Source organism: Anaerosporobacter mobilis DSM 15930 (genome assembly GCF_900142955.1).
Classification (GTDB): Bacteria; Bacillota; Clostridia; order Lachnospirales; family Lachnospiraceae; genus Anaerosporobacter; species Anaerosporobacter mobilis.
Genome location: NZ_FRCP01000009.1, coordinates 126,881 through 148,930, shown reverse-complemented (window position 1 = coordinate 148,930; position 22,050 = coordinate 126,881). Strand labels below are relative to the sequence as shown.

Annotated in this window: 23 protein-coding genes; 6 read left to right on the top strand and 17 right to left on the bottom strand. The window is 34.6% G+C overall.

Going from position 1 to position 22,050, the window contains the following annotated elements:
- The first annotated feature begins 289 nt into the window (after positions 1-289).
- From BUB90_RS08945 to BUB90_RS08925, 5 genes are all read left to right on the top strand, one after another.
- Positions 290-1,297 carry a polysaccharide biosynthesis protein gene (locus BUB90_RS08945; RefSeq protein WP_207650239.1) on the top strand — a complete coding sequence of 336 codons (1,008 nt, stop codon included), beginning with the start codon at positions 290-292 and terminating at the stop codon, positions 1,295-1,297.
- 17 nt (positions 1,298-1,314) lie between these two features.
- Positions 1,315-2,517: a DegT/DnrJ/EryC1/StrS family aminotransferase gene (locus BUB90_RS08940; RefSeq protein ID WP_073286722.1), complete on the top strand. Its 1,203-nt coding sequence runs from the start codon at positions 1,315-1,317 to the stop codon at positions 2,515-2,517.
- A gap of 44 nt (positions 2,518-2,561) precedes the next feature.
- A complete protein-coding gene (locus BUB90_RS08935) occupies positions 2,562-3,287 on the top strand; it encodes a GNAT family N-acetyltransferase (RefSeq protein WP_073286304.1) in 726 nt (241 codons plus the stop codon).
- Positions 3,288-3,377: 90 nt separating this feature from the next.
- On the top strand, positions 3,378-4,043 hold the full coding sequence (locus BUB90_RS08930; protein ID WP_073286301.1) for a hypothetical protein: 666 nt from the start codon (positions 3,378-3,380) through the stop codon (positions 4,041-4,043).
- A 12-nt stretch (positions 4,044-4,055) separates the two neighbouring features.
- Positions 4,056-4,766, top strand: coding sequence for a hypothetical protein (locus tag BUB90_RS08925; RefSeq protein ID WP_073286298.1), 711 nt, complete (start codon positions 4,056-4,058; stop codon positions 4,764-4,766).
- Between the two features lie 64 nt (positions 4,767-4,830).
- On the opposite strand, the gene BUB90_RS08920 is transcribed toward BUB90_RS08925, so the two are convergent.
- The 5 genes from BUB90_RS08920 to BUB90_RS08900 all read right to left on the bottom strand — a co-directional run bounded on the left by BUB90_RS08920 (position 4,831) and on the right by BUB90_RS08900 (position 9,635).
- Positions 4,831-5,883, bottom strand: coding sequence for a glycosyltransferase family 28 protein (locus BUB90_RS08920; RefSeq protein ID WP_073286294.1), 1,053 nt, complete (start codon positions 5,881-5,883; stop codon positions 4,831-4,833).
- Between the two features lies 1 nt (position 5,884).
- Positions 5,885-6,529, bottom strand: a complete 645-nt coding sequence (locus BUB90_RS08915; RefSeq protein WP_073286290.1) for a hypothetical protein — start codon at positions 6,527-6,529, stop codon at positions 5,885-5,887.
- 27 nt (positions 6,530-6,556) lie between these two features.
- Positions 6,557-7,126 (bottom strand): hypothetical protein, encoded by a 570-nt coding sequence (locus BUB90_RS08910; RefSeq protein ID WP_073286287.1) that lies wholly within the window; start codon positions 7,124-7,126, stop codon positions 6,557-6,559.
- 61 nt (positions 7,127-7,187) lie between these two features.
- On the bottom strand, positions 7,188-8,318 hold the full coding sequence (gene wecB, locus BUB90_RS08905) for a non-hydrolyzing UDP-N-acetylglucosamine 2-epimerase (RefSeq protein ID WP_073286284.1): 1,131 nt from the start codon (positions 8,316-8,318) through the stop codon (positions 7,188-7,190).
- A 36-nt stretch (positions 8,319-8,354) separates the two neighbouring features.
- Positions 8,355-9,635: a nucleotide sugar dehydrogenase gene (locus tag BUB90_RS08900; protein ID WP_278277268.1), complete on the bottom strand. Its 1,281-nt coding sequence runs from the start codon at positions 9,633-9,635 to the stop codon at positions 8,355-8,357.
- Positions 9,636-9,906: 271 nt separating this feature from the next.
- On the opposite strand from BUB90_RS08900, the gene BUB90_RS08895 reads away from it, so the two are divergent.
- Complete coding sequence (locus BUB90_RS08895; RefSeq protein WP_073286281.1) at positions 9,907-10,698, top strand: helix-turn-helix transcriptional regulator; 792 nt, start codon at positions 9,907-9,909, stop codon at positions 10,696-10,698.
- Positions 10,699-10,818: 120 nt separating this feature from the next.
- Here the strand turns inward: BUB90_RS08895 and BUB90_RS08890 are convergent, their stop codons facing one another.
- From BUB90_RS08890 to BUB90_RS08835, 12 genes are all read right to left on the bottom strand, one after another.
- Positions 10,819-11,817 carry a hypothetical protein gene (locus BUB90_RS08890; RefSeq protein ID WP_073286278.1) on the bottom strand — a complete coding sequence of 333 codons (999 nt, stop codon included), beginning with the start codon at positions 11,815-11,817 and terminating at the stop codon, positions 10,819-10,821.
- Positions 11,804-12,160 carry a PadR family transcriptional regulator gene (locus BUB90_RS08885; RefSeq protein WP_073286275.1) on the bottom strand — a complete coding sequence of 119 codons (357 nt, stop codon included), beginning with the start codon at positions 12,158-12,160 and terminating at the stop codon, positions 11,804-11,806. Before BUB90_RS08885 ends, BUB90_RS08890 begins: the two co-directional genes overlap by 14 nt.
- A gap of 268 nt (positions 12,161-12,428) precedes the next feature.
- Complete coding sequence (locus BUB90_RS08880; protein WP_073286272.1) at positions 12,429-13,139, bottom strand: alpha/beta hydrolase; 711 nt, start codon at positions 13,137-13,139, stop codon at positions 12,429-12,431.
- A gap of 21 nt (positions 13,140-13,160) precedes the next feature.
- Positions 13,161-14,246, bottom strand: a complete 1,086-nt coding sequence (locus BUB90_RS08875) for an ABC transporter substrate-binding protein (protein WP_073286268.1) — start codon at positions 14,244-14,246, stop codon at positions 13,161-13,163.
- A gap of 140 nt (positions 14,247-14,386) precedes the next feature.
- The gene (locus BUB90_RS08870; RefSeq protein WP_330393768.1) at positions 14,387-15,175 is read right to left on the bottom strand and encodes an ABC transporter ATP-binding protein; all 789 of its coding nucleotides are present in this window, start codon (positions 15,173-15,175) and stop codon (positions 14,387-14,389) included.
- Positions 15,176-15,255: 80 nt separating this feature from the next.
- A complete protein-coding gene (locus BUB90_RS08865; protein ID WP_073286264.1) occupies positions 15,256-16,308 on the bottom strand; it encodes a FecCD family ABC transporter permease in 1,053 nt (350 codons plus the stop codon).
- A 241-nt stretch (positions 16,309-16,549) separates the two neighbouring features.
- Positions 16,550-17,512 carry a sulfite reductase subunit C gene (gene asrC, locus BUB90_RS08860; protein WP_073286260.1) on the bottom strand — a complete coding sequence of 321 codons (963 nt, stop codon included), beginning with the start codon at positions 17,510-17,512 and terminating at the stop codon, positions 16,550-16,552.
- Between the two features lie 12 nt (positions 17,513-17,524).
- Positions 17,525-18,319 (bottom strand): anaerobic sulfite reductase subunit AsrB, encoded by a 795-nt coding sequence (asrB, locus tag BUB90_RS08855; protein ID WP_073286257.1) that lies wholly within the window; start codon positions 18,317-18,319, stop codon positions 17,525-17,527.
- The gene (gene asrA, locus BUB90_RS08850; protein ID WP_073286254.1) at positions 18,309-19,328 is read right to left on the bottom strand and encodes an anaerobic sulfite reductase subunit AsrA; all 1,020 of its coding nucleotides are present in this window, start codon (positions 19,326-19,328) and stop codon (positions 18,309-18,311) included. The genes asrB and asrA overlap by 11 nt, the downstream gene beginning before the upstream one ends.
- A 2-nt stretch (positions 19,329-19,330) precedes the next feature.
- Positions 19,331-20,098 (bottom strand): formate/nitrite transporter family protein, encoded by a 768-nt coding sequence (locus BUB90_RS08845; protein ID WP_073286251.1) that lies wholly within the window; start codon positions 20,096-20,098, stop codon positions 19,331-19,333.
- Positions 20,099-20,251: 153 nt separating this feature from the next.
- On the bottom strand, positions 20,252-20,956 hold the full coding sequence (locus BUB90_RS08840; RefSeq protein ID WP_073286248.1) for a hypothetical protein: 705 nt from the start codon (positions 20,954-20,956) through the stop codon (positions 20,252-20,254).
- Positions 20,957-21,359: 403 nt separating this feature from the next.
- On the bottom strand, positions 21,360-22,049 hold the full coding sequence (locus BUB90_RS08835; protein ID WP_084139165.1) for a Crp/Fnr family transcriptional regulator: 690 nt from the start codon (positions 22,047-22,049) through the stop codon (positions 21,360-21,362).
- Position 22,050: the final 1 nt, after the last annotated feature.

Here is a 22,050-nt window from a genome sequence, read left to right as displayed (position 1 = left end):
TTACAAAATTAAATATTGAATATTGGATATCCATATTCAATATTCATCAAAGACCCCCTAACAATATAAAGTTGTTAAGGGAGTCTTTTTTTTGTTTTTTCTATACCTACTTAATGCTACCTTTTATATTCCAGTGAGGGTGCCCCCAAACCATGAATAAACACCCATAATCATACGTTAAATAATCGTTTGTAATTTAAATGACACGAGAACATAGTATTCGCATATACTATTATTGTAATATTTTATCGAATTATGTAGTTTTTGTTTGAAATTTAAAGAAAGGGCTATGCATAGCATAGGGAAGCTAATGTTTAAAAATAAAACAATATTAATTACTGGAGGCACTGGTTCTTGGGGAAAAGAACTAACTCGTCAATTAATACATTCCGATGTCAAAGAAATCCGTATTTTTTCACGCGGTGAACTTGCACAGGTAACTATGCAAAGAGAATTTAATAATAAAAACATTTCCTATATTATAGGCGATATTAGAGACAAGACTGCGCTTAATGACGCTTTAGTGGGTGTTGATTATGTCTTCCATTTGGCAGCACTGAAACACGTTCCGATATGTGAATTTCAACCACAAGAAGCAATTAAAACAAACGTACTTGGAACGATGAATATAATTGATGCCAGTATTACTAGGCATGTGAAAAAAGTTATCTATGTATCTACAGACAAGGCAGTTTCTGCTGTCAATCTGTATGGTATGAGTAAAGGTATGGGCGAACGACTTATAATCGAAGCTAACTTACATTCGGATACTAGTTTTACATGCATAAGAACTGGTAATGTTCTTGGTTCTAACGGCAGCGTTATCCCTCTATTTAAGGAACAATTACAACTCACAAATCAAGTAACCTTAACTCATAAGGATATGACCAGATACTTTGTAACAATACCAAATGCTGTTTCTTTCCTTATAAAAGCCGCAACAGAAAGTAACGGTGGAGATATTTATGTAATGAGTATGCCTGCATGCAAAATTATTGATTTAGCAAAAGCAGTTATTAAACTATATGGTAATAATAATTCCAAGATCGTTGAGATTGGTATACGCCCCGGCGAAAAGATGCATGAAGAACTTATTTCCGCCTCCGAAAACGGTATTGTTTATCAATACGATAATGACTACTATATTGTCCATCCAACCTATTTACCTAAGGAGCAGAAGAAACAGTTAGAAACTATTCCTGGCAACAAATTAGTTAATTATTCTGTCTCTTCTAATATCGAATCCTGTATGACAATACCTGAACTTATTAATCTCATTAAAACGAGTAATTTATGAAAGTTGTAGGCGATAATATGAACATTCCTTTTTCACCTCCTGATATTCAGCAAGAAGATATCAATGAGGTTATATCTGTACTAAAAAGTGGTTGGATTACAACCGGACCTAAAACAAAGGAATTCGAAATTAATCTGGCAAATTATATTGGTACTTCGAAAGTGGTTTGCTTAAATTCTGCTACCGCAGGTCTGGAATTAGCTTTACGAATCTTAGGAATTGGTCCAGGAGATGAGGTAATAACCTCAGCCTATACTTATACAGCTTCTGCTAGTATCATATGTCACGTTGGTGCAATTCCTATCCTCGTTGATATACCGCCAAACTCCTGCCACATTGATGCCAAACAAATAGAGAAAGCCATAACGACGAAAACAAAGGCAATTATTACTGTAGATCTTGCGGGTATTATGTGTGATTATGATTCAATTATTCAAATGTTAGAAAGTAAGAAACACATGTATCAACCAAATAAGGAAATACAACAGATCTTTCATCGTATACCAATTATAGCAGATGCATCTCATGCACTTGGTGCTACCTATAAGGGTTTCCATTCAGGTAATGTTGCTGACTTTACAGTATTCTCTTTTCACGCAGTAAAGAATCTCACAACAGCAGAAGGTGGCGCGGTCACATGGAAGAAACATGATTTAATAGATGATGATGAGCTCCATAAGTTATTTATGCTTCATGCAATTCATGGTCAAACCAAAGATGCATTAAGTAAAAGTAAATTAGGTGGTTGGGAATATGATATCCTATTTCCAGCTTATAAGTACAATATGACAGATATATCTGCTGCCTTAGGTGTTTCTCAACTCCGCAGATACGATGCCATGCTTAATCGTAGAGAAGAAATTGTTAGACAATACAACACCTTACTTGAAGATACTTCTGTAACCCCTTTGCCTCATAATTCTACTCAAGAGTGTAAATCCAGCTGTCACCTATATATGTTGCAGCTAGAAGGCTTTAGCGAACTTAATCGTAATCATCTTATCGAGCACTTAAGTACTAAAAATATTGGTACAAATGTTCATTATAAACCTTTGCCTTTACTTACTGCATACAAAAATCTAGGATTTCAAATGCAGGATTATCCTAATTCCTATGCTTTTTATGTAAAGGAAATAACCTTACCACTTTACTCGCAATTAACGGATGAACAATGTCACTATATTTGCAGTGCTCTTAAAACTTACAGGAAGCTCATGTAGTATCTATTAACTTAGTCAATTAGATTTTAGAAAGGGGGGATACTGTGGAGTTATATGTAAAATCTACACCTTGGGATAACCATATATTCCAATTAAATACTGGTCGATTACTCATCGAACAACAACTGAATCTGCATGATATTAAAACAATTCAGGATCAAAGTAAAATGTACGACTTTATAGTTATTAAAAATGATAATTCATTTATGACAAATCATTATTATCTCTCACTACTAGGCCATGCATATATTACTGATCTTCAGATGCAATTTACTTTCACACAAAAAGCAATACCATCATTAGATAACACACCAAACATTATTATCCAAAACGGCTTATCCTTTCAGCAGGATATCATGGAGCTATCCAGAGAAGTATATCGTTATTCCCGTTTTTATAATGACCCTTATATACCAAAAGAACAGGCGGATATCGTTTATCAAACCTGGTGTAAGGACTCTTTTCATGATTCACAAAAATACTATATCTATTATCAAAAAGGAACGCATATCCTGGCTTATCTTCTATTTTATATTCGTGAAGATACCATCATCACTGATTTACAAGCCACTCATAAAGAACTCCAAGGGCAAGGTATAGGGCAGATTTTATTAACCAAACTCCTAGCCTTTGGCTATCAAAATAACATTACCAAGTTCCAAATGGGGACGCAAGCATCTAACAAACCTATGATATCGCTATATGAAAAGTTCGGCTATCAATTAAAAGAAACTAGTACGATTTATCATTACTGGCCGGAAAAAATATAACTTATTACCCCATAAACCTTCTACTTATTCATAATGATGCTGATAATCAATACGATCGTTTATCACATTAGTATTATAAGGAGTATAACTATGACTAAATTAATTATCAGAATAAAGTTTCATTCCATGCTTTCCAATCTAGCGGACCAGCTTTATATGCTCCATGAATATACTCTCAAAAGTATCATAACGCAATCCTTACACGATTATATCTGCTTTATTGAATATAGCGAAAAATTATCTAAGGAAATTCTTGCATGGAAAGACCAATACTATTCGGGAGAAACCAATTTTATCTTTACTACAAATATGGCGAATGCAACACAGGAGTATATAAAAACACTTGATATAAATCAGTATCATGATATTCGCTTTATCCATCTAAATCAAAATGAAATATACCCTAAAAATCTATTAACGCAAATAATGAATCACCAAAATATTCAACCGGTATTACTTATTTTTCAAAAATACTTATACAATATAGGCAACAAAGGTCTGTTTTATGCAAAAAGTCCTTCTGCACATTCCTTTGTCTACGTCTGCCCAGTCTTAGAATATCAAAGATATTTTTTCTTCTATGACAACTGCTGTTCCAATTATCTATTCGATAATTTTAATAAAATGCCAAACGAAACGCTTGATACCGATGTTATTACGGTACACAAATCTATCTCTAATGCACTTGTTACATCTAGACTGACCAGTACCGAGAAGACTTCCTTGATGGAATCTTTTACTTTACAACTACTTTAGGGGGAATACAGTATGGAGCGAAGAAAAGTTATATATAGCCGATTTAATGATAATGACGCGGCATTAAACAGCCGATTTCAAATTGACTCCCTTTCTAAAGAATGGATTGAAAAAAGAATTGATATTTTTTATCATTATACTAGAAAATCCTTTGAACTACAGACAAACCAAGAATTTTTAGCAGTACTTCGCACTCATCCTTCTTCTATTGACTTAGTTAAGTCCGCATTAAAGAACTATCCCAAGATAAACGATAACATACTCTTTACTTCTACCCCAAAAGAGGATATCAAGAAATACATCTTAGGAGCTGATGAATTCTATCTAGCACAAATCGATAGTGATGATATGTATCACCCGGGCTATATGCAGTTATTAACCGAGTTCGATCCGAAACTGGAGACTTCCGTAATTATTTGTCAGAATGGTTTTATCTATGACATCCATACCAAGCAGTTATGCCAATTTAATAATATATCATCTGCCGTATACGCACAGAGATTTCTTGTCATAGATTACCTGAATACGTATCAATATTTTCCGGAGCTATCTCATGTAACTATGTATCGTTTTCCTTATGAAGCCTTTCCAAAAGATAATTTTATGATCATTACACACAATACCAATACTCATACGAATGTGATTCCCTATACCCGGTTTGAAGTAACAGATTCTGACGTCAAGGAAGCCATATTAAAAGAATTTCATATAATAGAACCATAATTTAAAACGAGAAATAAGCTGTCATCATAAATAACTTAGTATTTATGACGACAGCCTATTTATTCTACCCGATACCTAGGATTATCTCTGCAGCTTGCTGCGCACCATTAACCAAATGATAATCTTCTAGTTTATTCTTCATCTCTAACTCTTTTTCCATAAGATGCGAAATAGCACGTTCGATCTGGCTATAATCCGTTAATGTTATAGCGCCACCAATATCTTCTATTCTTAAACCTCTAGCCCTTTGATCATCTTTTACGACAAACAGGTCTGGCACTAGTATAGCAGGAATATTGTAGTATGCAAGTTCATGTGTTATATTATAGCCTGCTGTAGTTATGGCAAAATCGACTTCAGAAAACATATGGGAATTCGGATAATTCTTATGATTCCATATCCTCGGATGTTCCATTTCTATACATGGCCCATCAATAGATTCCCCTAACACGATATAAGAATCTTCTATATTCAAAATAGTATGAATTATTCGATTTAGTAAACCACTTTTTATGTCTCTGTTGGCTCTTCCTAGTTGTACATACCACACCTTTTCCTTTGATGTAATGGAGAATCTATGACGAATCCCATCTCTTACATCCTTATTATCAATCAAAAGTATTGGTGGTACAAGTTTTTCCTTTGTAAGATACTCTCTGTATTCTTTTTGACCAAGTTCTTCAGGTATAATTATGCAATCAAAATATTTCTTATATGCAATAATTGCAGCATCATCAAAACCTTGCCGATCCCCTTCTCTTTTTATCCATATGTTATACATAGTCCTATGACGCATACTTCCAACAATACAAGGGTATGGAAAAGCACCATCAAAAACGAAATAATCGGTCTGATGCTTCTCCATAATTCCTATTAAAATATTCTTCATATATGCATTGTATTCTGGAGCTTTCATAGTTTGGGATAGTAAACTCCTATTCGGTAAATAGTAATATTGATAATGAAATTTCTCTATAATGTTGGCATTCGCATTGGTTGTAAAGAATATAATATTGCAATTCTTATTAAGCTTCGTAATCTGTGTAGCAATTGCTAATCCACGTGTTAAATGCCCTAATCCCGCGCCAATAATTACAAATAGTACTGTTGTTCTCATCTTAGGAAATAACAGGATTTACTGTTATAAATACTGAAAAAGGTAAAATACATACCATATCTGATGAACCATCAAATTCTGAATAGAAAGCTTCTCGATTTAGAGGGTTATAGATGATACTTTCATCTTGCTTTATTAAAGTTGCTCTATAATCCACCACATCAAATACAATATTATCTATCAAATCGGAACGTATATCTCTGATATTTGATACATATCCAATTACCATATTAACAGCAATTCCTCCATTAGCTGCAAAGATTGCTCTCCCATCAGAGTATGCTGCTGCATTAGCAACAAAATTCCCTAGTACGACATTATAATACAGCATTCCCATTAAACGTACTTGATACATATTTACCATGGTATTAACAGCTTCAGAACCTTCCTCTACTATTATGGAGGCAGGGACTGATACTGCATAAGGAATTGCTTTTAACGTATGGCGATCAATTGATATTTCCCAAGTAATAGGCTTACTTCCATCTCGCGAAAATCCACTTGGTATACTAATCGCTACATTTGTTTCATATACAATAGGCATAGGTACCTGATATGCGCCAGTTCTGCCTGCTTTTGCTTTTTCTAACTCTATTAAATTAGCTATTTCAAATAAGCCCTCTGAATTATTCATTATATCATCCATATAATTATTCCTTTCCTATAAAATTCTTTAACCATTTATTACAACAAATAAACTATATGGTATGTGAACAACTTTTTCGATCTTTGGATCTTCAAGCAACGTAATAAAATCCCTTTTATTTTTCATACGAAAGATATTCTGACCATCAATACCTGCGATAAATTCCTCTCCCTGAACAGGAATTAGCGAATATTCTGGCATTGGCAAAATTGTTTCTCTTCCTCTTCTACAAAGCAAAATCTTATCCATGAATAAATCACCATTATCATGAAAGGATGTTTCTTTCTTTAAATTATCACTCTCTAAAAGACAAGTAGCTTTAAAGAACTCCATAGTAACGTTATAAGTTAACTTCCCATTCAGTAGTACACAATTACTTGCTGTTGTACAATCATCAGATGGACCACATCTGCAATTTTTTGTCATTCTTACTTCTGATAAATTCTGCTTATCTATAGTCAAATAGGTTTCGTAATATTCATCACTCAGAATGAATCCTTTTGGTATAGTCACTGTTGCTAAAAATTCAATAACAGGCTCCGTATTAGATTGATTCCTTCGATAACAATTATCTGTATATTCTCTACATACTTCCATATAATTGCTCCATTCCTACTATTTAATTTCACTATTATTCTTTATTTGATTAAAATCATTCTCACACTTTGTTTGATTGCAGCCAGTCAATTAATGTATCTGCAATTTTTATCGATGCATGGCCATCTCCATATGGATTTTTTGCACAACTCATTTTGTCGTATATTTCTTTACTATATAGTAGCTCTCGCAAACTGTTATAAATAGTTTCTTCTTCTACACCGCCAATGATAATTGTTCCAGCTTCAACGGCTTCTGGGCGTTCCGTTTCTTTCCTTACTACAATAACGGGAATATCTAAAGAAGGGGCTTCTTCCTGAATCCCACCAGAATCCGTTAGAATCAGATATGACCTTGCCATTAAGTTATGCATATCCTCTACATCTAGTGGATCTAGAAGATGGATTCTATCATGGTCTTTTAAAATGGAGTAAACCGTTTTTCTTACCTCTGGATTTAGGTGAACTGGATAAATTACTTCTATTTCTTGATTTTCATCAACGGTTCTTTTTATAGCATGGCAAATATGTTCCATATAAATTCCAAGATTTTCTCTCCTGTGAGCTGTTACTAGAAGTATTTTGGAGATACCATAAGGAAACGATTTAAGATCCTTATTATGAAAAACATAATCCTCTTTAATCGTAGTCTTTAAAGCATCTATTACGGTATTCCCTGTTAGATATACTTTATCTTTAATTCCTTCTTGATATAGATTTTGTATATTATGAATAGTTGGAGCAAAATGAAGCTCTGCAATTCTAGATACTAATACTCGATTCATCTCTTCTGGAAATGGTGAATATCTATTATTAGTGCGTAAACCTGCTTCTACATGCCCCACTGGTATCTTCTGATAAAAGGCTGCTAAAGATGCTGCTAAAGCAGTTGTGGTATCTCCATGAACCAAAACAATATGTGGCTTTAGTTCACATAATAAGTTTTCAAGTTTGGCTACTACTTCCGTTGTTATATTGGTTAATGTTTGATTGTCTTTCATGATATTTAAATCAAAATCTGGTTTAACCCGAAAGATTTCTAAGACTTGGTCTAACATTTGCCTGTGTTGGGCAGTCACACAAACAATGCATTCTATTTCTTCTCTATGTTTTAACTCTTTTACGAGTGGACACATTTTAATTGCTTCTGGACGTGTTCCAAAAATAGTTAAAACCCTTAATCTCTTCTCCATATTAACAACCATACTCCTTTCCAAAACCTAGAGCCTTTATTGAGTATTTTTATGTTGATACAAATTGCCATAATTGATAATTTCCAACCCATACTCTTCTTGTGTGCTTATCATGTTTTTTGTGTCAAATAGTATTGGCTGCTTCATAACCTTGGCAATCTGCTTATAATCTAGATTCTTAAATTCGTTATGATCAGCTAATAGTAGTATCATGTCTGCATCTGTAACAGCTTCAAGCAATGATACATAATTCGGATTCTTAACATGCGGGTCATAGACGGCTACTTTATACGATTCTTCTAACATCGTAACAATTTCTATTGCAGGGCTCTCTCTTATATCATCAATATTCCCCTTATATGTCACACCAAAAACTGCAATCTTTGCCTCATCTTGATCTTTAAGAATCATCTTTACTTTATCTACTACAAAATCGGGCATTGATTTATTAATCGATCTAGCAAGAGAAATCAGTTTTGCTGTTTGTGGTGCTTTAGCACAGATAAAATAAGGATCAATTGCTAGGCAATGACCGCCTACTCCTGGTCCCGGCTGATGTATATTTACCCTAGGGTGCTTATTTGCCAAAGCAATCACATCCAAACAATTGATATCTAACTCATAACAAATCTTTGCTAGTTCATTTGCTAGGGATATATTCACATCACGAAATGTATTTTCCATACACTTTGACAATTCTGCTACTTTAGCCTCAGTCAATAGTAGTTCTCCCTTTACAAATACTTTATATACTTCCTCAGCATGTTTGGAACATTCATTCGTTATTCCACCAATAATTCTATTATTGTTTTCTAACTCATACAAAATCTTCCCTGGTAACACTCTTTCGGGGCAATGTGCCAAATAGAGATCCTTTCCAATGGTAAATCCTGCTTCTTCAAAAACAGGCTTCACTTCATCATTCGTTGTTCTCGGCGCAATTGTTGATTCTATGATTATGGTATTTCCTTTTCTCACATAAGGAAGAATAGACCTGACTGCTTGTAATACATACTTCAAATCACAACTTTTGTATTCATCGTCTTTGTTTGGCGTAGGTACAGCAATTATAAATGCATCAGCAACTTCCGGTAATAAAGACGCTTTTAGCGTTCCATCTTCTACGCATCTCTTAGCTAACTCTTCAAGCCCTGGTTCTTCAATTACTATCTTTCCTATATTAAGACTTTGTACAACATGTTCAGAGACATCAACCCCAATCACATTACAACCATGACTAGCAAACATTACAGCTGTTGGCATGCCTATATATCCTAAGCCAATAACACATATCTTCATGATTAACCCCATTTCCATATAATATGGTATCCTAGTCTTACATATTATATCATTTCAACATTTTTCAACATTTTTCTACATATAATATTGATATGCACGATTTGATATCTTGTGATATATTGACGACATTTTATTAAAATAATTAATCAAATTCGGGCACACACGAAAAAAGCTCCTTATTAATTTTATCATTTGATGTTTCAGGCAATTTATGATATTATTTCATAGTTAGTATATACTAACTACATATCTATTTATAAGATAGTAATAAATACGAGGAGGAATACTTGTGGATAATTCATTCACCCTATTAAAAGAGTTGGCCAGAGAATATGCGTGTAACTCCATATATATAACAAATGTAAGCAAGTTTTGTAGAATACCAAACGATAATCATATGCAATATTTGACTACAAAAGGAGCTTTCATCTTCCCTCTCAGTGGGAAAGGAGTTATACACTTTGGTGATCGTTCCTTTGTTGCCAATCGCGGGAAAATGATCCATGGCTGTCCCGGAGAACAGTTAGAATTTGAGGTTCTAGGAGATGAACCGTTTCACCATATAAACTTATATTATGATAGTAATAACAAATTCCTGTTTGATACCAAACTAGATGATACGGAGAAGATCCTAGATATTCTAGAAGCTGTATTAGAGCTAAAGAAAATGAAGACACTGAAAGCAACTTATGAAGCCGAACAGTTGCTTGATCAAGCTTTTGAAGCTATCTTTGCTGAACATTTAAATAGTAGTGTAAAAACCAACCAACAACTAATAAAAGAAGTGGTTGCGTACATACACAACTCTTACCATAAGAATATTACACTGAAAACACTAGCTGAATATTCTGGTAAAAAACCAGATCAACTTAGTTACTTATTCTATCAACACATGGGAATCAGGCCAATCAATTACCTTATACAATACCGATTAGAACAAGCGATTGAACTCCTAAAAGATGGAGATTATACTGTACAAGAAGTTTCTTCATTAGTGGGTTATTCTGACCCTTTATATTTCAGTCGAATTTTCAAAAAGCATGTTGGTTACTCACCAAGTCAGGTAAAAAACTATAACTGATAACTCTGAATTAATATCAGACGCGAAAAAAGGACCCAGATGATTGCATTATAATATCTAGGTCCTGTAATCTTGACTATTGTGCATACTATTAAATCCGGTATAAAAAAGCAACACAGGTTATCGACTCAAACTTTTAATAATTGACGAAATACTATCCCAAATACTAATTACAACAAAAACAGCAACAAATACCCATTTACCAGTGTTCATCCATGTTGATATCGTTTGAGCTGATCCATCCGTATACTGCATGATTTTAGATAAGAATTCTGTATTTAATAAAGCTTGGTCGCTTAACATTACAATTATAAGAATACTGATCGCCACATTATAGATTGTATTCACTATAGCTAATGGCAAGTTCCAACTTCCAGTTATATACTTCCAGATAAATATCCCGAACTGAATAACTAAAAACACAAATAGGATTACCATATAGGATTGCAACCTTTCGACATCAAAAAATGGTGTTGCATTCAATCCTCCAGTATCATCTTTCGTATATATGGCAATTAGCTGTGGCTTAACGCATATAAGTGCGGTAAAGAGAACCGTACAAAACATTGAAAATACAGTCTCTACTCGTGATATCTTCTTTTTATTATCTATTGGGAATTCTGGCAAATCATCAGGCGTCCATTTTTTATTACTAAATGGCACCTGATCCACTTCTCCCGTGGTCCTCTCTAAAATTGCAAATACCAGAGTCACCCATAAAGCACCCTGTATCGCTCCTCCAAAAACTGCTGATATTAATTCTATAAATAGATTAAGAAGATTCCCATACGTATATCCATCAACCGGTGGTTCAAAAGCCCAATCAAGAATAGCAATACCAACAAATACGATAGTACAGATACCGATTACCAATTTGAGCACAGATAAATAATTATCATAATAACCAGGTCCTATTAAATACCTGCTCCTTGGATTGTATTCGTTAGCAAGTTTACGCGGACTACCGAGTTTTTCCAATACCTGATATACGTCTTTATCTGAATAATTTTCTGGAAGCATATCTTCTATATTGGCACGAAGTTCCTTACCAACATCCTCCTTGCTTTCCTTCTGAAAATGTTCCGTAACAGCATATACATATCGATCAATCAGTTTCATTATTCTCCTCCTCCTTCAATAACTCCTCCATTAAGGTTGACATTGCTCTCCACTCTGTTTTAAGTTGTTCGTAAACTACTTTTCCTTCCTCACTTAACGTATAGAATTTACGTGGTCTACTTTCACTCGTATCCCATTTACTAATCAATAACTTTTGTTTTTCTAATCTTCGGAGTAATGGATAAAGCGTTCCTGCTTCGATTGGAGCGTTCTTCTTTTCTAACTTTTGCACAAGTGAGTACCCATATTCATATGTACTAAGCTGACTTAATACCAAAAGAACCAAGGTACCTCTTTTTAATTCTATTGTAAGTGAACTGACTAGTTCGTTCTTTGAATCCATATATTATCACCTCAAAACCATCATACTGTATGTCATACATTATTGTCAATATTTTATTATTCTGTATTTATTAATATTATGTTCTGTTACCTCATATTGTTCTTTATATTCCTTATGTTCTTTATGTTTTTTATGTTTTTTATGTTTTTTATGTTCTTTACTACAATTTAAACAAAGCAAAGAAAGCCTATGAAAATGTCTTAACGATTCATTTTCATAGGCCTTATGTTATCCTAGTTGTTTAACTATCAATAAAATCAGTAATTGCTTAATTGTTTTTAAGATTACAATTAAACCAGAGCAATGCATCTTTGTATCGCATATGCGTATTGGCATGATGTCCACCTTCATCCCAGTTAATTGTTACTCTAGAGGAAGTTACATCGGAAACTAAGAATTCATAGACTTTCTTTGTATACGTAACTGCATCCTTTTTCCTATCCTTATGCCCTACTCCTTCGCTATCACCACTTGACAGATAAAATCTAGCTTCACGATTACGAACCAATTGCTTAGTCGTGTATGAATCAAATTCTGGATACCAGAATGAGCCAGACATACTTGCAAAGCAGCCAAAACTTGCGGTGTGAAAGGCTGCATAGATGGAGATAAGACCACCAAGGGAATATCCAACGATTCCTGTACTTTCAGGAGTAGTTAACGTTCGATACATCTGATCTACAGTCGGTTTTAACTTCGTTTCAATAAATTGTATATACTCATCCCCTCTCCCTCCAAAGTCCGGAAACTTTGGATGAAGAGAAGTACTTGGCCAAGGTGTTAATTCATCTAAGCGTTTTTCTGACATAATTCCTATAATAATATAGGATAGATCAGAAAGGAAATCAGCTTCTTTTAATAATGCATACGTAGATTTATCTCCATGTAGATATACTACAGGATATGATGTTTCTTCATTCTCATAGTTGTTCGGCAGAAATACGAAGCATTCTCTTCCTGCAATCGTCGTAAACTCCATATTAATACAGCCTCCTTACACTTAGTAAATAAAATCATATAATGTTTCTAATGTATCAAAAATTCTTGCGCCATAATCCATTATTTCATCATAGCCAATCTCGATTATTTTCTCATTAGCAATGGCTGGTACAGACTGAATCGTTTCGTCAGCTAAAAGGCTTTCAACAGCTGTTTTATCAGTTTCAGCATTACGGTCAGATTTAATATAAACAATTACATCTGGGTTAAGTGACACAAGGTTCTCACTTGTTAAAGAACTTGTACCAGTTTCTAATACATTTTCTGCATTAATAGTTTTTAACATTTCACTTTGAAGGGCTGAATTCGCACCAAACGTATTAAATGTACCATCTACATAGGTTACCATAAATAATACTTTAACAGGTTCTGATTGAGATATATCAGATACTTTACCTTTGATCGTATCTAAACGTGTCTGCAAAGAATCTGCATAGGTATCTGCCTTTTCAGATACATTAAATATCTTGCCTATATTACGAACGTCTAAAATAACATTATCTAGAGATTGATCAATTACAAAGTTACTTGCTAGTTCCGTATATACATTAATATTCATATCATTTAAGTCTTCAATTTTTCCCATAGATTCATCGTTAAATGGCATCGTACGGCCAAATATAAAGTCTGGTTCTGCACCAATGATAACTTCTTTAGACATCGTCATTTTATCACCTAGGACAGTAAGATTTTCATATGCAGATGCCCATTTTTCATCAGGTGCATTATCAGGCTTAAGGATACCAATAATTTTATCTCCAAGACCAAGTTCCAATAACAGGTCTGTTGAAGAAGGATTATTCGTTATTACTTTTGATGGGGCCTCTGTGAATGTTTGAGTATACTTCTCTCCGTCTGGTCCATACGTATCAATTGATAACGGATATACTGTTTCACTAGAATCCTTTGTTTCTTCTGTATCACTAACCTCTCCATTGTCCACAGTATCATCTGTTGTCTGCTCTGTAACTGTAGTGTTAGATGTATCCCCTTTTGATGAGTCTGTATTCGATGTTTTCGCGCATCCTGTTGTTAATACTGCAAGTAGTAAAGCTGAGGCAGTAAGCTTATAAATATTTTTTCTCATAATAATCTCCTTTATTTGTTTACTTAGTCAATTGCGAACTATCTTCATAACACTATTCAGTGAATCGTAACGGTTAAAACACATTGATATGTTTGTCGCCATAACAAAGAGTTTCGCAAACGTATAGTTTGTTTAATTATCTACATTGAAACCTTAGGTGGGTAATAACTAATTAATACTCCGTCGGTATTTGGTGCTTTCATAATTTCACAGTCAATCTCATAAATCCTTTTTATCGTTTCTTTCGTTAGTACGTCATCTGGTTTTCCTTGCGAATCAATCTCACCATCTTTTAATAGATATAAGTAATCACAAAATTGAGAAGCAAGCGTTAAATCATGCAACGCTGCTAGTACATTAATCCCTAATTCCTTAACAATCGATAGGATTTGCAATTGATATCTGACATCGAGATGATTGGTAGGTTCATCTAAAATCAACAACTTAGGTTCTTGTGCAATGGCTCTTGCCAACATAATACGCTGTTTTTCACCACCAGAAAGTGAAGCATAACTTCGATTTCCATACTGTCTCATGCCTACCTTCTCCAGTGCTGAATCTACAATTTTATAGTCTTTAGAGCTTTCAGCCTGTAACATATTCAGGTGAGGGGTTCTCCCCATCATTACAATCTCTCGTACGGTAAAATCAAAATTCAAGTTATTAAACTGTGCAACAACCGCCATTTCTTTTGCCAATTTCTTGTTCGTTATCTGCGTGGAATCTTTCCCATCAATTAATATAATTCCTCCACTTGGTTTTAAAACTCTATATATTGAGCGCAGTAATGTGGATTTTCCACTTCCATTTGGACCAAGTAGAGCAACAAAAGAATTGCCACTTGTGTTTAAAGAAACCTTTTTTACTATTTCCTTTTCACCAAGATTGACACTTAGATCTTTTACTGTTAAGTCCATACTAATAACCATGCCTTTCCATAGCCTGCAAACTTTGGGTCGCAGGCACAAAGTTGCGTGTGAAAAATCTTGATTTTTCACATCGATTTCCTCTAATTGTTTGATCCAAAGCCATAACCTCTTCTTACTAGAATAAATACAAAGAATGGTGCTCCCACCAAAGCAGTTATAATTCCAATTGGTAACTCTGCATTCGGTATAAGAATTCTCGCAATGGCATCTGCCCACATTAAGAAGATAGAGCCTGCCAGTAGGGAAGTTAGTAGTAATCTTCTATGATCTGCACCAACCAGCGAACGAACAATATGAGGTATAATTAATCCAACGAACCCAATAATCCCACACGTTGCAACCAATATACCCGTGAGTAAGGAAACAACAATCATATAAACTCTTCTGTAGAAACTCAAATTAATTCCTAATGTAATGGCTGCTTCATCACCAGCTAACATGGTATTAAGAACACGATATTGAGTCATAAAAAAGATACTACATAAAACCACAGCAATGATTGGAAGCCAGATATTATCCCATTTTGCACGAGTTAGTGAACCCATCGTCCAGAATTTAATAGACATAGTTCCTTCCGAATCTCCAGCCAAAGAAATTATGAAGTTGGAAATCGCACTAAACAACGCATTAATAACCATTCCTGATAGTACTAACTTCACAGAAGTCATACGATTTCCATAAGAAGCCAATGTTAATACTGCCACCGTTGCTGCTATTGATCCTACAAACGCTCCAAAGGCCGTACCAACTCCAAAACCAATAAATATAGCGAAGGTTGCTCCAAGAGATGCACCAGAGGATATCCCAAGTATATAAGGTTCCGCCATAGGATTTTGCACTGTAGCTTGCATAACTCCGCCACAAAGTGCAAGACCAGCACCAACGAATAAAGAAAGCAATACTCTCGGAAAACGGATTTTCCAAATGATGTTCATCTCTGCATCTGTTGGGAGATGCGCTCCACTTGGTGAAATACCAAATAATTTATCTATGATTATTTGGAAGGTACTACTTGGAGATATCCTCATCGCACCTAAACATAAGGTAAACAAAAACGATACAACCAAGATTATAAGTAAGCTTATAATAACCAGCCGAAAACGCCCTGCAGAAACTTTTGATTTATCTGTCATATTAACAACTATGCTCCTTTCAATTTGAAAATTTTATCCCCTTCTCTTAAGGTGAATTCTTAGTTAGTCATTACTAACTGTTCTATATCATACCTTTATTTTTATTTTATTGGAATGGACAAATCTTAAAAATATGGACAATTATTAAAACCGATCGATTAATGAGAAAAAATGCCTGCCATCTTTTTTGCTGATTGGCAGACACCTTTTTTATTTGTTCATTTATCCAATTGTAATTTTACTAATACCTAACTCCACTCCAGTAGATGTTCTCTGCTACTTCTGCGATAACTGGAAGATTTACATCTTTTAGAGCCCACTTTTTAAATTCTTCAAAGCCAGTACGATCTACAATGTAACCGATATGTTCTTTCCCTCCTGGAGCATTTGGATCAATATATTGTTTTACATAATCATAGGTATTCTGAACGATTCTAATAATGCTATCTTCATCAGCCCACTTAATAAAATCTTCTCCGAGTCTAGGATTTTTCTTACCCGTCCTACCTAGAAGCGTTAATTTGTAATATTTCTTATCGCTCCTAGTCCATGCCAGGTTAGGACATGCATTCACACACTCCCCACAACCGATGCATTTATTATGGTCTCTTTGTGGACGATAATTAACTCCTGTTAAGGCTGACACAGATTTCTTCTTACAAGCTTTCACACAAGCTCCACAACTAACACAACGATCTGCCTCAAACCTTGGTACTGTCATTCCTATAATGCCAAAATCATGCATACGTACCTTGGCACAGTCATTCGAACAGCCTGTAAAAGCAATCTTAAAGTGAAGGTCATTAGGAAATACGGCTTTCTCCATTCTTCTAGCAAAATCAGTTGTATTATAACAAGCATATGGACATACACTATTACCAACACAGGCTGTGATATTTCTAGTTCCAGAAGCTGTATAACCTCCTTCTGGTACTTCTTGATTGATATCTAAACCTTCTATGATAGGTTGTAATAACTTATTAACTTCAGGCATCTTCTCAAATGGAATCCCTGGAATCTCAAAACCTTGACGAACCGTTAGGTGAACGGTACCATCACCATAGGTATCTGCAATATGTTGAATAGCTGATAAGTATTTGGCATCCATTCTTCCACCTGGAACACGTACTCTGGAGGCTGTAATTCCACGTTCCTTCGTTACACGGAACGCATTCTTTTTCAGTTTTTTCGTATTGATATCCATTACTTTTCCTCCTTAATCAATCAATGTTTTGCCTACTGTGTAGTTGAATACTGGTCCATCTAGACAGACATATTGATTGCCGATTTTACAGTGTCCACATTTGCCTAATCCGCAGCACATCTTTCTCTCTTGTGAAATCCAGATGTTTTCTTCTTTGAACCCTCTTTCTAGTAACCCTTTTACAGAGAAACGCATCATTGCAGGAGGACCAACAACGATAGCTACAGCAGTGTTTACATCCTCTAGAATAAGATCGGGAATGTATTTTGTTACAAGACCTATTTTGTGATCCTTTGTCTCTTCTCCATTATCTAATGTAAGAATGACATCCATATTTTGTCTCCAGAACTGAAAATCATCACGAAAGAGGATATCATCTTCTGATTTAAATCCAGCAACTAGAGTCATATTCTTACGCTCATCACTACGCTTAGCAAAATATTCAATGACACCACGTACAGGAGATACCCCTGTCCCACCTGCTATAACTACAAGTTCTTTACCTTTATATTCTTCTATATCAAAACCGTTTCCATATGGTCCACGTAAAAACAGCTTATCACCTTTATATAATTCAAAAACTTCATTGGTTACTTTACCTACTCTACGGATTGTAAGATCAGCAAATCCCTCACCAATTCCACTAACTGAAATAGGTGCTTCACCATACTTTGGTACCGATACTTCAAAAAACTGTCCCGGTTTTACTTCTCCATCATATGCCATGCGGAAGGTATATTCAATTTCTGTATGCTTGATAACATCTAATATTTCTGATAAAAACGGTACATACTCATTACGACTCATTGCTACTTACCTCCTCCATAGCACTTTCTAATTTATTAATACAGGTAGAGAAAGAGATATACTCTGGACATATATCATCACATCTTCCACAACCAACACACATGTGGTAACCGTTTCTTTCTTTATAATCAAGAACCTTGTGTAATACCTTAAAGCGCATTCTGTCACCGTATTTTTGTCTATAGCATCCACCACCAGCAACCTCTGTATAACCATCAACCATACAAGAAGCCCATACACGTCTACGTTCTCCTACTTTACCATTATCTGTGTAGAATAAATCCTGCATTGTAAAGCAAGTACAAGTTGGACAGACAAAATTACATCTTCCACAACCGATACATCTAGAATCGTATTCTCTCCAAATACTACTTGTTGCCACCTCAGCGCTTAGATTTTCAGGAATATGCACATGTGTACTTGTTTCCTTCACATATGCAGGTGATACTTCTTCTTCTCTAATCGCATTTGCTTTTAATAATGATTTGAATTCTACCGATTTGCAATCAACACGGTAGTTATTGTCACTACAATCAATGCTCATATCATAATTTTCTGAGATATTCGTGCCCATATCCACACAGAAACAATTGTCATATGCACTGCTACAACCCATTAATACGAATTTTACTTTTTCACGAATTCTCTCATAATAAGAATCCACAGGTCCATTTGATAAATACATATCATCGAGTCTCTTTACTGCATGAAGATCACAACTTCTTAGGAAGATAACTGCACCCTTCTTGGGACCGTCTGCTTCTTTTACCGTATCTTCTGTATAATAAAACAGTGTTTGTGTAATTGGTGTTAAAACTTCCTTAAAAGAAAACTCTGACTTCCTATCAAATACGATTTCATCAATACGATTAACTTCTCCATAGCGTACACAGTCTGTGTCAGATAATCTTCCGCCACCAACATAGAGTTTTGGAGCGTAAATCAAATAATTTTCTGAAAGATTTGAAAGAACTTGATTCATGCCTTCCTTTTCTAATACATATCCCATACTTATACCTCTTTTTCTTTTGATGCTAGGAAATAAGGAATTGCAACCATAAGAATACCGCCGAACATATTTCCTAATGAAACTACAACTAGGTTATAGATATAACCACCAATCGTAACAGCTTGACCTACTGGATTTAAAATACCAACCGCTAATAGAGTCATATTTGCAACACTATGTTCAAATCCAGTTGTAATAAATGCAAACAAGCACCAGAAAATCATAATTAACTTACCACTTTCTGATTTACATTTTGTTGCACACCAGATAGCTAGACAAACTAACATATTGCATAAAATACCTCTTGTGAAAAGTTGCATTGCCGGAATACTCATTTTCGTAGCCGAAGTACTAGCGATAAACTCTGCAACGTTTCCTGCATTAAGTCCAGTAAGATGATAGATCACTCCAATTAAAATTGAGCCAACTAAGTTACCAATATAGCAGATAAACCATAATTTAAGCGTATCAGCAAGCGTAACCTTCTTTTTTAACACACCAGCAGTCATGACAAAATTATTTCCTGTAAATAGTTCTGCTCCTGCCATGACTACAAGACTAAGTGCGATACCAAATGCGGCTCCCATTACAATCTTCGCATATGGATTTCCTGTCATCATTCCACCAATTGTAAAAATCAATAGAATACCAAAACCAACATAGATTCCAGCAAGCATTGATAATACAAAATATCCCAATGGATTGTTTTTAAGTAATGCAACTTTGGCTGCTGCCGCATTACAAACTGCATTATATTCCTCTCTAAACATAAATACCTCCTACGTTATTTTTTTAACAATATAACATATAAAAAAGACCTACGTCGTGATTTATATCACGGTATAGGTCTTTTTCAAAAACATCTCCATCTCTTCCTGATTAGAAATGTAGTTTTACATCAATTTTAAGGACTAAATATTCTTTTACTTAGACGTATTGTTTAGATAATTTATCAACCATTCCCAATCACTATAATAGGTAACGGTTAACGATTTCCTATCTTCCGATTTTGTAATTCGAAATACTATGTGATTCACTGGTTCATCAACCCTTGGGAATAAAATGGTCTCACTCGTGTTCGGCGATTTGTATTTTAAATATGTACATACAGTATCAAATGTTTCCTGAGGAATATCCTTCATCTTTGTCTCACTTTTCCATATATAACTTTTAATACCGGGTGCCATAGAATTCTCGCTGTAATCATCTCCCAATTCGATTTTCAATTGAGCCAACAGTTCTTCTTCTGTTACATCAGAATATCCGAGGATAATACAATTTAATAGCCCCTCTCCAGCTAGACCCTCATACCCTGCTCTTGAAAACTCTAATATCGCCCTAGCATTGTAACCAAATTTTTTGATTGGACTATTAAACTCTATAAAGCTTAAGAAAGTCTTACCCTCATTCTTGTTCCCTTGATTATCGTCATTAGCATCATAATCATATTGCTTGTAAGCCATGTCATTCCTGTTATCGAGTAATTTAATGACTTGGTTTTCGCCCATTCCCCATTTGAGTTCTTTGATTAGGGGTTGATATATACTATCTGTCGTTTCTTTTTTACAAGCAGTAAGCGATACAAAAAATAAAATTGTAAGACATATTACTATTATCTTTTTATTCATACATTCCTTACCTCCTACCATTTAATTACAGTAGATAAATCAACTTCTATATACATTGATGTTCCATTAGCTATATTAACACTCATGTAAGTTTATAGATGCATTAATACATTATTGCGATACGGTAATGTATTTGTTGTATTTAAGTAATTTTGCAAAACATACACTATCATAATAGTAAATTTTTGTATTTGATATGTCAATTATTCCTTTTTAGGTGATTTACTGTTTGATGTTCCTTTTATTATCCTGTTCACGGATTTTAAGATATTTATATCCTCGGATTGATATATTATCGTCGTTTATAGATATACAGGTCGCTCTATTGATTACAGTACAGAAGAAACAAAAAAGACCTATACCGTAAGTTGTTACGGTTATAGGTCCTTGTTATAGATCTTTGTTATTCCTTACTGTAATTTTTAATTCCATTCATATCTACGATAACAAATATATTTCTTCTTGTTCTTAGAAGTCCTTCTTTGCAGAAGCGATTCACTATCCTAGACACTGTTTCCCGTTTGGAGCCAATCATATCTGCCAAAAAAGAAATGGTCAATTCAAAATTTATCTTGACTCCTTCTTCTGTAACCTCTCCATAATCTCGTGCCAGTTTCCATAGCTTTGATGCAACCTGAGAATCAGCATGAACCATATTCGAGGTATTCGCTAGTTGTCTATATAACCGTCTTGTCTTTTTGACACTAGACTTCATAATCGCCAATGCTAAATCAAAATCTTGTTCCATCATCTCTAAGAGCTGCTTTCTTGAATAGGATAAGGTAACCACCTCGCTCAATGCTTCACAGTTAATAGATGCCTTTGGTCGATCAATTAATACCTCATTTAGCATCTCACCCGCACCATATATAAATATTACTTTCTGGCTTTGTTTCATATTCACTTTATACAAATTGACATAGCCAGAAATCACAAAATAAAAGCGATCTACCTCTTGTTGATCTCGAAAGATAATTTCACCTTTCTTGTAAGAACGAATAAGCCCATTCGTGATTAGCTTTACCCTTGTTGCTTGGCCTACATCTTGGAAAACCTTTGGGACTTGACAAGCCTCTGCAATAGTCATATTCATC

What these genes read in the sequence shown, in the direction of transcription:
- BUB90_RS08945 (WP_207650239.1), top strand. Translation starts at nt 290, where the DNA reads ATGCATAGCATAGGGAAGCTAATGTTTAAAAATAAAACAATATTAATT.
- BUB90_RS08940 (WP_073286722.1), top strand. Translation starts at nt 1,315, where the DNA reads ATGAACATTCCTTTTTCACCTCCTGATATTCAGCAAGAAGATATCAAT.
- BUB90_RS08930 (WP_073286301.1), top strand. Translation starts at nt 3,378, where the DNA reads ATGACTAAATTAATTATCAGAATAAAGTTTCATTCCATGCTTTCCAAT.
- BUB90_RS08925 (WP_073286298.1), top strand. Translation starts at nt 4,056, where the DNA reads ATGGAGCGAAGAAAAGTTATATATAGCCGATTTAATGATAATGACGCG.
- BUB90_RS08920 (WP_073286294.1), bottom strand. Translation starts at nt 5,883, where the DNA reads ATGAGAACAACAGTACTATTTGTAATTATTGGCGCGGGATTAGGGCAT.
- BUB90_RS08915 (WP_073286290.1), bottom strand. Translation starts at nt 6,529, where the DNA reads ATGGATGATATAATGAATAATTCAGAGGGCTTATTTGAAATAGCTAAT.
- BUB90_RS08910 (WP_073286287.1), bottom strand. Translation starts at nt 7,126, where the DNA reads ATGGAAGTATGTAGAGAATATACAGATAATTGTTATCGAAGGAATCAA.
- wecB (WP_073286284.1), bottom strand. Translation starts at nt 8,318, where the DNA reads ATGGAGAAGAGATTAAGGGTTTTAACTATTTTTGGAACACGTCCAGAA.
- BUB90_RS08900 (WP_278277268.1), bottom strand. Translation starts at nt 9,635, where the DNA reads ATGGAAATGGGGTTAATCATGAAGATATGTGTTATTGGCTTAGGATAT.
- BUB90_RS08890 (WP_073286278.1), bottom strand. Translation starts at nt 11,817, where the DNA reads ATGAAACTGATTGATCGATATGTATATGCTGTTACGGAACATTTTCAG.
- BUB90_RS08885 (WP_073286275.1), bottom strand. Translation starts at nt 12,160, where the DNA reads ATGGATTCAAAGAACGAACTAGTCAGTTCACTTACAATAGAATTAAAA.
- BUB90_RS08880 (WP_073286272.1), bottom strand. Translation starts at nt 13,139, where the DNA reads ATGGAGTTTACGACGATTGCAGGAAGAGAATGCTTCGTATTTCTGCCG.
- BUB90_RS08875 (WP_073286268.1), bottom strand. Translation starts at nt 14,246, where the DNA reads ATGAGAAAAAATATTTATAAGCTTACTGCCTCAGCTTTACTACTTGCA.
- BUB90_RS08870 (WP_330393768.1), bottom strand. Translation starts at nt 15,175, where the DNA reads ATGGTTATTAGTATGGACTTAACAGTAAAAGATCTAAGTGTCAATCTT.
- BUB90_RS08865 (WP_073286264.1), bottom strand. Translation starts at nt 16,308, where the DNA reads ATGACAGATAAATCAAAAGTTTCTGCAGGGCGTTTTCGGCTGGTTATT.
- asrC (WP_073286260.1), bottom strand. Translation starts at nt 17,512, where the DNA reads ATGGATATCAATACGAAAAAACTGAAAAAGAATGCGTTCCGTGTAACG.
- asrB (WP_073286257.1), bottom strand. Translation starts at nt 18,319, where the DNA reads ATGAGTCGTAATGAGTATGTACCGTTTTTATCAGAAATATTAGATGTT.
- asrA (WP_073286254.1), bottom strand. Translation starts at nt 19,328, where the DNA reads ATGGGATATGTATTAGAAAAGGAAGGCATGAATCAAGTTCTTTCAAAT.
- BUB90_RS08845 (WP_073286251.1), bottom strand. Translation starts at nt 20,098, where the DNA reads ATGTTTAGAGAGGAATATAATGCAGTTTGTAATGCGGCAGCAGCCAAA.
- BUB90_RS08840 (WP_073286248.1), bottom strand. Translation starts at nt 20,956, where the DNA reads ATGAATAAAAAGATAATAGTAATATGTCTTACAATTTTATTTTTTGTA.
- BUB90_RS08835 (WP_084139165.1), bottom strand. Translation starts at nt 22,049, where the DNA reads ATGAATATGACTATTGCAGAGGCTTGTCAAGTCCCAAAGGTTTTCCAA.